At 59.8% G+C, this 9,919-nt stretch carries 9 protein-coding genes and 2 pseudogenes; 4 read left to right on the plus strand and 7 right to left on the minus strand.

Going from position 1 to position 9,919, the window contains the following annotated elements; translation table 11 throughout:
* Nucleotides 1-88 precede the first annotated feature (88 nt).
* Nucleotides 89-274, plus strand: a pseudogene (locus tag ACLRGI_RS22955) (IS30 family transposase); the annotation flags it as partial.
* Nucleotides 275-458: 184 nt separating this feature from the next.
* Here ACLRGI_RS22955 and ACLRGI_RS22960 read toward each other — a convergent pair.
* Nucleotides 459-1,247, minus strand: a complete 789-nt coding sequence (locus tag ACLRGI_RS22960; protein ID WP_419203749.1) for a GntR family transcriptional regulator — start codon at nt 1,245-1,247, stop codon at nt 459-461.
* A 156-nt stretch (nt 1,248-1,403) separates the two neighbouring features.
* Here ACLRGI_RS22960 and ACLRGI_RS22965 point away from each other — a divergent pair, with 156 nt between their 5' ends.
* Together ACLRGI_RS22965 and ACLRGI_RS22970 are read left to right on the plus strand one after the other, a co-directional pair.
* Entirely contained in the window at nt 1,404-1,697 is a 294-nt protein-coding gene (locus tag ACLRGI_RS22965; RefSeq protein WP_419203750.1) for an HPr family phosphocarrier protein, read from the plus strand.
* 196 nt (nt 1,698-1,893) lie between these two features.
* Nucleotides 1,894-2,542 (plus strand): annotated as a pseudogene (locus ACLRGI_RS22970) (ISL3 family transposase); the annotation flags it as partial.
* 131 nt (nt 2,543-2,673) lie between these two features.
* Here the strand turns inward: ACLRGI_RS22970 and ACLRGI_RS22975 are convergent.
* The 5 genes from ACLRGI_RS22975 to ACLRGI_RS22995 form a co-directional block, all read right to left on the minus strand.
* Nucleotides 2,674-3,075: a cytochrome c oxidase subunit 4 gene (locus ACLRGI_RS22975; protein WP_011774898.1), complete on the minus strand. Its 402-nt coding sequence runs from the start codon at nt 3,073-3,075 to the stop codon at nt 2,674-2,676.
* Entirely contained in the window at nt 3,072-4,796 is a 1,725-nt protein-coding gene (ctaD, locus tag ACLRGI_RS22980; RefSeq protein ID WP_419203751.1) for an aa3-type cytochrome oxidase subunit I, read from the minus strand. Before ctaD ends, ACLRGI_RS22975 begins: the two co-directional genes overlap by 4 nt.
* Nucleotides 4,797-4,806: 10 nt before the next feature.
* Nucleotides 4,807-5,679, minus strand: coding sequence for an aa3-type cytochrome oxidase subunit II (gene ctaC, locus ACLRGI_RS22985; protein WP_419203752.1), 873 nt, complete (start codon nt 5,677-5,679; stop codon nt 4,807-4,809).
* Between the two features lie 183 nt (nt 5,680-5,862).
* Complete coding sequence (locus ACLRGI_RS22990) at nt 5,863-6,255, minus strand: HesB/IscA family protein (protein ID WP_419203753.1); 393 nt, start codon at nt 6,253-6,255, stop codon at nt 5,863-5,865.
* A gap of 163 nt (nt 6,256-6,418) precedes the next feature.
* A complete protein-coding gene (locus ACLRGI_RS22995; RefSeq protein WP_419203754.1) occupies nt 6,419-7,852 on the minus strand; it encodes a dipeptidase in 1,434 nt (477 codons plus the stop codon).
* A 100-nt stretch (nt 7,853-7,952) separates the two neighbouring features.
* Here ACLRGI_RS22995 and ACLRGI_RS23000 point away from each other — a divergent pair, with 100 nt between their 5' ends.
* Nucleotides 7,953-8,546: a DUF3043 domain-containing protein gene (locus ACLRGI_RS23000; protein ID WP_419203755.1), complete on the plus strand. Its 594-nt coding sequence runs from the start codon at nt 7,953-7,955 to the stop codon at nt 8,544-8,546.
* Nucleotides 8,547-8,646: 100 nt separating this feature from the next.
* Here the strand turns inward: ACLRGI_RS23000 and ACLRGI_RS23005 are convergent, their stop codons facing one another.
* On the minus strand, nt 8,647-9,726 hold the full coding sequence (locus ACLRGI_RS23005; protein ID WP_419203756.1) for a quinone-dependent dihydroorotate dehydrogenase: 1,080 nt from the start codon (nt 9,724-9,726) through the stop codon (nt 8,647-8,649).
* Between the last annotated feature and the right edge of the window lie 193 nt (nt 9,727-9,919).

The raw sequence follows: 9,919 nt of genomic DNA on the forward strand, positions 1-9,919 counted from the left end.
CGTTCAGCTTGAAAAATTCCGCCCCGACAACCCGGAGATGCGTGTGAGTTCAGAAACGAGGTCGCCCTCCCAATGACCCGGGATTGCCAATAACCAGTCGGCGATCGCGGCCCTGGTCGAACGCACCACCCGCTTAGTGATGCTCGTCCACCTCCCGGGCAACCATACCGCCGAAACCGTCCGGGACGGCCTCATCAAAACCATGGCCACCCTGCCGGCGCACCTGCGCCGATCCCTTACCTCGGACCAGGGTGCGGAAATAGCCGGCCACAAAATCCTTCACCCTGGAAGACTCCAGCCGAGCGTTTACGTCGATCGAGCCGCGTTGCCAGTGATTTACTACTAACCACCTAACCAACAGGTGTTGCAACGACCCCCGGAAACAGCCTAAGGTGCGGGTCCTTCGCGTATGTCTTTTAGCTTTTCCGTTGCATCCAAGGCTTCCAGGCAGCCCGGGGTTACTGGGTGCGATACCCCGAGGAGTAGTTTCGGGTGGGACGAATTCCAGGGCGCTGCAAGGGCACCCAGAGCTTGTATCGGTCTGCACGATAGTACGAGACAGAGTAGTCAACCATGGCCCGTGCAACGAAGGCGTGACGCTGAATCTTCAGCAACGGCGCACCGACATCAACATTGAGGAGCCTTGCCGTAGACGGCGAGGCTGCGGTGGCCTCGATCATGTCCTCCCCCCACTCCATCACAAGGCCGAAACGCTCACTCAGAACGTTATACAGCGAAGTGGGAGGCGCCTCATCAAGCAGTCCGGGTACCCGATGTGCTGGAATGAAGTTCTCATCTACGCTCATGGGCTCATTGTCAGCCAGCAGGAGCCGCCTGAATCGAACCACCGGCGTGCCCTCGTCCAGTTGCAACTCCCGGGCAAGGAAAGCACTGGCAGCAATCTGTTCAAAGCTCAGGACCTTGGCTGCAGGCACCATTCCGCGACGCTGCATTTCCTCGCTGTACGAGGTCAACTTTACCTGCAGATCCAGCTTCGGCTTTCTGACGAAAGTTCCAAGACCCACCACGCGCTCAATGACTTCTTCTCCAACTAGAGCATCAATGGCCTGACGTACGGTCATCCTGGCCAGCCCGAACCGTTCAGCGAGATCCCGCTCCGAAGGGAGCGCAGATCCGGGTGGGCAGGACCGCGCAATGAACGTCCGCAGGATCTCGCGGAGTTGAACGTAAATGGGCGTGCCGCTGGTTCGGTCGATCTCACCGGCAATGCTTGCTGCCTCAGCCACGGCAGGCTTTCAGCAATTGACTCATGCTCCAAGGATAATTCAGCATGGCCCGGGTCTAGACCAGCGGCCATGCAGAATAGAGTGGCCCGCCCACTGGCGGCTACTCTGGTATGGATCACTTTCCAGGCGGAGTTCCGTCGTAACAAAGGAGCCGGGTTGCCGGAGCAGAAAACCTTCGTCGCCGCCGAAATCGGCTTGCACGCAAGGGCAGCCGCAGTGTTCGTACGTGCGGTGACGGAGACGGGCCTGCCGGTGACCATCCGCAAGCACCATGGCCTGCCCGTGGACGCTCGTTCTCTCCTGGAAGTCATGACAGAGGATTTTGAACACGGATGCGAAGTCGTCCTTGCAATAGCTCCAGAGGAACTCAGCGACGATCAAGCCCTCTCGAAGGCTCAGAGTGCCCTTGTTGCTCTTTCCGCTGTCCTGGAGGGTCCACAAGCCCGCTGAAAGCCCTCGCCGGCACAAGCAGATCCCTTGAAGTGCCTGGGGTCTCGTGCGGCAAACAGGACTTAAGGGGCTCATCGCATTTGAGGGTGTAGTGGGGGTGGGCGCGTCGGTGGCCGGGTAAAGGGCGAGGTCGTGTCCCACGCTACCTTCCTGTCTCCCGACCTGCGGATGATTGGTGCCGGCCGGGCAGTGCTGGCTGCGCTGGGCGCTGGAGGGCATCGTGTGCCAGCACCTCACCGTCGCCCGTGTCGCGGAAGGCTTGGGCGTATCCTGGCATACCGCGAACAGCGCGATCCTTGCCGAAGGCAAACGGGTGTTGATCGAGGACCCGGGCCGGTTCAACAGGGTGGCCGTGATCGGCGTAGATGAACATGTCTGGCGGCACACCCGGCACGGGGACAAGTACGTCACCATGATCATCGACCTCACCCCGGTCCGTGACAGGACCGGCCCGGTTGCTGGACATGTCTGAGGGACGCTCGAAACAGGTCTTCAAAGCTTGGCTCGCCGCACAGCCCAAGGTCTGGGGGGACGGGATCGAGGTCGTTGCGATGGATGGGTTCACCCGGTTCAAGACCGCAGCCGCCGAGGAGCTCGCGGACGCGGTCGAGGTCATGGACCCGTTTCACGTCGTCCAGCTTGCCGGCGATGCCCTGGACAGGTGCCGTCAGCGCCTGCAGCAGCAGCCCCTTGGCCATCGCGGACGGTCCGGGGACCCGCTCTACGCCGCCCGGCGGACCCTGCACACCGGTCATGATCTGCCTGCCGACAAGCAGAAGGACAGGCTGAAGGCCCTGTTGGCAGCGGACGACCATGTCGAAGTCGAAGCGACCTGGGGTATCTATCCCCTCGAGACCGGCGGATTCAAACCCCGACTACACCCCCAAATGCGATGAGCCACATAACGACAATGGGCCCCACCAAAAGGTGGGGCCCAATGTTTTGTGTTGACAGCTAGCTTTGTGAAAGCAGCTATTTAGTGGGCGTGATCGCCTCGGCTGTACTCAAAGACCCAGCCAACCAAAGCAATCAAGGCGAGGCCACCGGCGACATAAGTCACCCAGAAACCGATGGCAAGGCCCAGGAAACCTCCGGCACAAGCCAAGCCCAGTACCAACGGCCACCAGCTCCAAGGAGAGAAGTGCCCCTGCTCACCGGCGCCTTCATGGATTTCTGCGTCGGGGCGGTCTTCGGGCCGCAACCCTATGCGCTTACCTGTGAACCCGAGGTAAGCGCCGATCATGCCTGCAAGGCCACCGACGAGAAGAATGCCCAGCACACCAACCCACTCAGACCATTCCGTCAGGAAGCCGTAGGCGATAGCTACAGGGACGAAGAAGAAGACCCCGGCTCCAAAGAGCCACGATTCAATTTTCATTTGCTGACGTCCCTTTGATCGGCGTTACCCAAAACGGCTGCTGCGGGCGACGGAGCCTCGGCCGTGTGGACTTGGGCCAACTCAGGATGGTGAAGGTCCAAGGCAGGGCGCTCGGAGCGGATACGGGGCAGGGAAGTGAAGTTATGGCGAGGCGGAGGACATGAGGTTGCCCACTCCAAGGAGGCGCCGAAGCCCCACGGGTCATCCACTTCCACCTTCTTGTTACTCCGCCAGGTGATGTAGACGTTCCAGAAGAACGGCAGAAGCGAAGCACCGAGGACGAAGGACGAAATGGTGGAGAACTGGTTCATCCACGTGAAGTTATCCTGTGGCATGTAATCCGCATAGCGACGCGGCATCCCCGACACACCCAGCCAATGCTGGATGAGGAAAGTGCCGTGGAAGCCAAGGAATAACAGCCAAAAGTGAATCTTCCCGAGACGTTCGTTGAGCATCTTTCCAGTCCACTTAGGCCACCAGAAGTAGAAGCCTGCGAACATGGCAAACACCACTGTTCCAAAAACCACGTAGTGGAAGTGGGCAACCACAAAGTACGAGTCCGAGACATTCAGGTCAAGCGGCGGTGACGCCAGGATGATTCCGGTGAGACCACCGAAAAGGAACGTCACCAGGAATCCGATGCTCCAAAGCATGGGAGTCTCGAAGGTGATGGATCCCTGCCACAAAGTGCCGATCCAGTTGAAGAACTTCACACCGGTGGGCACTGCAATCAGCATAGTCATGAAGGCAAAGAACGGCAGGAGAACCGAACCGGTCACATACATGTGGTGAGCCCACACTGTGACGGAGAGGGCTGCGATGGCGATGGTTGCGTACACAAGACCCTTGTAGCCGAAGATCGGCTTACGGCTGAAGACGGGGAAGATCTCGGACACAATGCCGAAGAATGGCAGCGCGATGATGTACACCTCAGGGTGGCCGAAGAACCAGAACAGATGCTGCCACAGCAGGGCGCCCCCGTTCTCCGGATCAAAGATGTGTGCACCAAATCTACGGTCAGCACCAAGTGCGAACAGAGCTGCAGCCAACGGCGGGAAGGCCATCAGAACCAAAATCGCCGTAACAAGCGTGTTCCAAGTGAAGATGGGCATGCGCCACATGGTCATACCCGGAGCGCGCATGCAAATGATGGTGGTGATGAAGTTGACGGCACCAAGGATGGTTCCAAAGCCGGACAGCGCCAGACCAAAGACCCAGAGGTCACCACCTACCCCGGGACTGAACGTGGTGTTCGACAGTGGCGCATAAGCAAACCAACCGAACGATGCGGCACCCTGCGGCGTGATGAAACCAGACACCGCGATAGTGGAACCGAAGAGGAAGAACCAGAAAGCCAGCGCGTTCAGACGGGGAAAGGCGACATCCGGCGCGCCAATTTGCAGTGGCATAATCACGTTGGCGAAGCCGGCGAACAGCGGCGTAGCGAACATCAAGAGCATCACGGTGCCGTGCATCGTAAACATCTGGTTGTATTGCTCTTTGGTCTGCAGGATCTGCATTCCGGGTTCGAACAGTTCGGCCCGGATCAACAGCGCCATGACGCCACCGAGGCAGAAGAACACGAACGACGCAATAAGGTACATGTACCCGATGGTCTTGTGGTCCGTGGAGGTGATCCAGTTGACGACGATGCGTCCCTTGGATTTAGGAACAACAGGAGCTTCCAGAACCCCTGGTGCGGATTGAGTGTACGTAGCCACGTCGCTCCCCTTACTTGGTTTCGTTCAGGTTCGGGTTGCGGTCATATTCCGCACCGAGCAGGCCCGTGTTGCCTTCCTGGCGCAGCTTGTCCATGTGTGCCTGGAACTCAGACTCGGAGACAACCTTGACGCGGAAAAGCATTTCGGAGTGGTATTCACCGCAGAGTTCGGCACACTTGCCGTCGAAGGTGCCCTCCTTGGTGGGGGTGAACCTGATGTAGTTCGTCTTACCCGGGATCATGTCGCGCTTCTGAAGGAAGGCTGGAACCCAGAATGAGTGGATGACGTCACGGGAGTTCAGCTCCAAGTCCACTGACTTGCCAACGGGCAAGTACAGAGTGGGGAGCACTTCTTTGTCGATCTCTGCACCGGTCAATTGCGCTTGGACGCCGGCCTCATGGAGGTCTTCGTTGATGACCTCCCCCTTCTTGTAATTGAAGTCCCAAGCCCACTGTTTGCCTCGGACGTCAACAACGACGTCTGCGGGCTGTGAACGGTCATCGATCGCTCGCTGGTCACGGTCAGTGAAGTAGAAAAATACCAACACCATGAACAGCGGGATGGTCAAGTAGAAGACCTCCAGCGGCAGATTGTAACTGAGCTGCTTGGGGAACCCCGTGGTGCCCTTGCGGCGGCGGTAAGCAATGATGCACCAGACCAAAAGGCCCCACGTGATAATGCCTACTGCCAAGGCGGCTATCCATGAGTTGACCCAGAGGTCCATGATCCGGCCAGTGTGGTTGGTCGTGCCGCGATCTGTAGGCAGCCAACCCTTCTCTACCTCTGGTGAACATCCGGTCAAAACCAACGCGCCGGCTAGTGCCAAGCCAGTGATCGATGTGATCTTTATGCGTCGGCTGCCGGTTCGGTTCTGCGAACTCACAGACGGCCCTTCCTCTTGTTGCTGTCTCCCGGCAGGCCAGAGGCTCACCGGGCACACTAAAAGTTTTACTACCCGATGTAGAGCTTACCGCTATCCCGCGGTTTTCGCGCACATGTCGGCGCCGTGGCTACGAACGGTTTTTTAGCCGCACGAAAGGGCACCGACATGCAGCGATGGCTCACATCAGTGGAATGAATCGCCGCAGGCGCAGGACCCGCCGGCATTAGGGTTGTCGATGGTAAAGCCTTGCTTCGAAATGGTGTCTTCAAAGTCGATGCTTGCACCGGTGAGGTAAGGAACGCTCATCTTGTCCACTACCACCTCAACGCCGTCGTAGTCGCGCACAGCATCTCCGTCGAGCAGGCGCTCATCGAAGTAAAGCTGGTAGATCAGGCCCGAGCATCCTCCAGGCTGGACTGCAACGCGCAGTCGAAGGTCGGTGCGCCCTTCCTGTTCGAGGAGGCTGCGGACCTTGCCTGCGGCGACGTCGGTCAGATTGACCTCGTGCGTGGCCAGTTCGTCATCATTGGTGACGAGCTGTGCTCCGGTGCTGTTTTCGTTGGTTGCAGTGCTCATTGGCCTACCTTCTTATGAAGCTCCTGGCGGCGACGCCGGAACGCTGCCTGCCCTTACCCAATTACATACGGGTTATAGCCAATGCTACGTCGCGCAGACGCTTAGCTATAACTCCTGACGTAACCACACACAGCACTCAGTTGTTCCCGGTGCCCGTGGGAGGTTACTCCCACAGACCCTGTGCGTTGAGCCGGGCCAGCATCAAGGCCTCCGCCAACACAGCGTGCCTGAAATCGCCGATGTGCAACGATTCGTTCGCACTGTGCGCCCGGGAATCAGGGTCTTCCACGCCGGTCACCAGGATCTGGGCATCCGGATACATCTCCAAGAGGTCGGCTATGAAAGGAATGGAGCCGCCGATTCCCATTTCCACTGGAATGACACCCCAAGACTCGCCCAGCGCCCACAGTGCCACACGCGCTACAGCAGAAGAGGTATCGGTGGAGAAGGCACTGCCCCTCTCCCCCGGCGTGAACGTCACCCTGGCACCAAAGGGCGCATTGGATTCAACGTGCTGCTTCAAGGCAGCCATTGCTGCGTCGGGGTCCTGGTCAGGGGCCAACCGCATGCTGAATTTTGCGCGCGCCGCTGGAATGAGGGTATTCGATGCAACATCGACTGCCGGGACGTCCATACCGATGATGGACAACGCCGGCTTGGTCCATAGGCGGGAGGCAATGGTTCCGCTACCCGCGAGCCGCACGCCGTCGAGCACTGACGCATCGGCACGGTAGTCCGCTTCAGTAAGGTCAACGGCCACCTCGTCCCGGCTCACCAGGCCAGCCACCGCCACGTTGCCGTCGTCGTCGTGAAGGGTTGCAATGAGCCTTGACAAGAGTGTGGGGGCATCGAGCACCGGCCCGCCGAACATCCCGGAGTGGACGGCATGTTCCAGGACCCGCACTTCGAAGGTGCCGTCCACCAGGCCCCGGAGGCTGGTGGTCAGGGCAGGAACGCCGACCTTCCAATTACTTGAGTCCGCAACAACAATGACGTCTGCCCGGAGAAGCTCCTGGTGCTCCTCAAGGAAGGTCCTGAAAGTGGGCGACCCCGCTTCTTCCTCACCTTCGAAGAAGAAGGTCACGCCGAGCCCGAAGTCTTCTCCCAGCACCTTGGTGACAGCCCTGTACGCGGCAAGGTGCGCCATGATCCCGGCTTTGTCGTCGGCGGCACCGCGGCCATACAACCGGCCGTCACGCTCTTCAGCGACAAACGGTTCCGAGTTCCAGAGGCTCCGATCCCCAGGGGGTTGGACATCATGGTGCGCGTAAAGCAGGATGGTCGGCTGCCCTGCGGCTGCAGATCGGCGCGCGACGACGGCCGGACCACCGGGGGTGCCGTCCTCTTTGTTGCAGCGAAGGATACGAACGTCTTCCATGCCGGCTTCCCTCACCAAGGAAGCAACGGCGTCAGCGCTTCGATCCAGTTCCTTGGGGTCGAAGCTTGGCCATGCAATCCCCGGAATACCTACCAGGTCTTCCAGAGACGCGAGAGTGGAATCGAAGGACTCGTTGACCACCGTGGTCAGTGCCTCGACCGGGGTGGTGCCGGAATGCCCTTGCTTGTTCTGCGGGATCTCCGCATGTGCTGAAGTCATGGGCCACACTTTACCGCCGGGTCTTCTCACGCCCGGCAGGCACAGCCTGCCGCAGCCGGACACGTAACGTGCGCCACCTTCCTAGGGGTATTCTGTATGGGTGTTCGGACGCAAAAAGGAAGAGCCCAGCGCTCAATCAGTAGTAGATCAGGCCTACGCCACCGCACCGGAGCCCGGTGCAGGAAAGGGTGCCCCAACGCCCAAGCGGAAGGACCAGGAAGCGGCCCGCAAGCGCCCATTGGTTCCCAACGACCGTAAGGCTTCCAAGGCAGCGGAAAGGGTAGCCATCCAGGACCAGCGGCAAAAAATGCGGCAGGCCTTGGATACGGGCGACGAGAGGTTCCTCCCCGTTCGTGACAAGGGGCCCCAGAAGCGCTACACGCGCGACTACGTCGACGCACGCTTCAGCCTGGGTGAGTACCTCATGTTCGGCGCCTTGCTGTTCGTAGTAATCTCCCTGATCATTCCGGCCACCAGTGCCGGCATCAGCTACGTCCTTATCGGATTCTGGATCATGTTCCTCGCGGTCTTCGTAGACGTTTTCATCCTGTCCCGCAAACTCCGCAAGCGTCTCACCGAGAAGTTCGGCGAAGTGGAACGCGGCTCCATCTGGTACGGCTGCATGCGTGCTCTTCAGTTCCGCAAGCTCCGCCTTCCGAAACCTCAGGTAAAGCGCGGTCAGTACCCCGCCTAAGGGCCCGCGAACTCGGGCATCACCAGCTTTGGCGAAGAGAAGAAGACCCCGGACCGTCGGTCCGGGGTCTTCTTTGCTTAGGGTCTTCGTTAGGCCAGTATCAGCGCGACGCCCGCCGTCGAAGCTTCACCAGGCCTTTGTTGATGCGGTAGGCCCAGAACGGGCCTTCGTAGAGGAAAGCTGTGTACCCCTGCACCAGAGTGGCTCCCGCATCCAAACGGTCCTGAACATCCCGCGGGGTCTCCACTCCACCCACCGCAATAAGCACGAGCTGATCGTCCACCGCATCCTTGAGCCTGCGCAGCACTTCCAAGGAGCGCTGTTTGAGGGGCGCTCCCGACAAACCGCCCGCACCGAGGGACTCCACTTTTGCTGCATCCGAGACGAGACCATCACGGGAAATCGTGGTGTTGGTGGCAATAATTCCATCCAGTTTCAGGTCCAGGGCAAGACGTGCGACGTCGTCGATGTCGTCATCGGACAGATCAGGCGCGATCTTGACCAGCAGCGGCACATGCCGGCCGGCGGATTCGTCGGCCGCGTCTCCGACGGCCCGCAGCAGCGGACGCAAGGTCTCCACGTTCTGCAGCAAGCGAAGCCCCGGAGTATTGGGAGAGCTGACGTTGACTACCAGGTAATCGGCTGCCGGCGCGAGGCTACGTGCACTTACCAAGTAGTCCTCGGTAGCGTCGTCGAGTTCTACGAGCTTGGTCTTGCCGATATTCACCCCGATGATCGGCCGGACGTCCGGGTGCTGCCGCTGCAAAGCAGCCCGCGCAGACTTGAGCCTCGGCGCGACTGAGGCTGCGCCGTCGTTGTTGAATCCCATGCGGTTGATGACCGCCTTGTCCTCAATCAGGCGGAACAGGCGCGGTTTCTCATTACCTGGCTGTGCCTGGCCCGTAATGGTTCCCACCTCCACATGTCCGAATCCAAGCTCGGACAACGCTTCAATGCCGTGACCCTCCTTATCGAAACCTGCCGCCAGGCCAAAGGGTGACGGGAAGGTCAGACCCAGCGCCTCCGTACGAAGGGAAGCATCAGGAGCTGTAATCCTGGCCAGGATCCGGCCGGCACCTGAACGTTGGGCTACCCTGATCCCTTGGAAGCCGATCTTGTGGGCCTTCTCGGCATCCATCCAGGAGAAGGCCAACTTGAAGAATGTGGGATAAACACGCATGGTCCTAGTTTTCCCGCTTACTGACAACTCACCAAACCCGTGACCCGCTCCCCCGCTGGCATGTAGGCACGCCACCGGAAAATCGTGACACAGATCATCAACGCCACAGGGTCGCAGCCGCCATCGTGATGCCGGGCGGGAGGGCCGCGGGCGGGAATCCCGCCGCCGGTGTCTAAGCCTCGATCCACCGGGC

The organism is Paenarthrobacter sp. PPS72, assembly GCF_048537125.1.
Lineage (GTDB): Bacteria > Actinomycetota > Actinomycetes > Actinomycetales > Micrococcaceae > Arthrobacter > Arthrobacter nitroguajacolicus_E.

Bases quoted from the DNA above. Each gene is read 5' to 3' on its own strand.
- ACLRGI_RS22975 (WP_011774898.1), bottom strand. From the start codon at position 3,075: ATGAAAATTGAATCGTGGCTCTTTGGAGCCGGGGTCTTCTTCTTCGTC.
- ACLRGI_RS22990 (WP_419203753.1), bottom strand. From the start codon at position 6,255: ATGAGCACTGCAACCAACGAAAACAGCACCGGAGCACAGCTCGTCACC.
- ACLRGI_RS22995 (WP_419203754.1), bottom strand. From the start codon at position 7,852: ATGACTTCAGCACATGCGGAGATCCCGCAGAACAAGCAAGGGCATTCC.
- ACLRGI_RS23005 (WP_419203756.1), bottom strand. From the start codon at position 9,726: ATGCGTGTTTATCCCACATTCTTCAAGTTGGCCTTCTCCTGGATGGAT.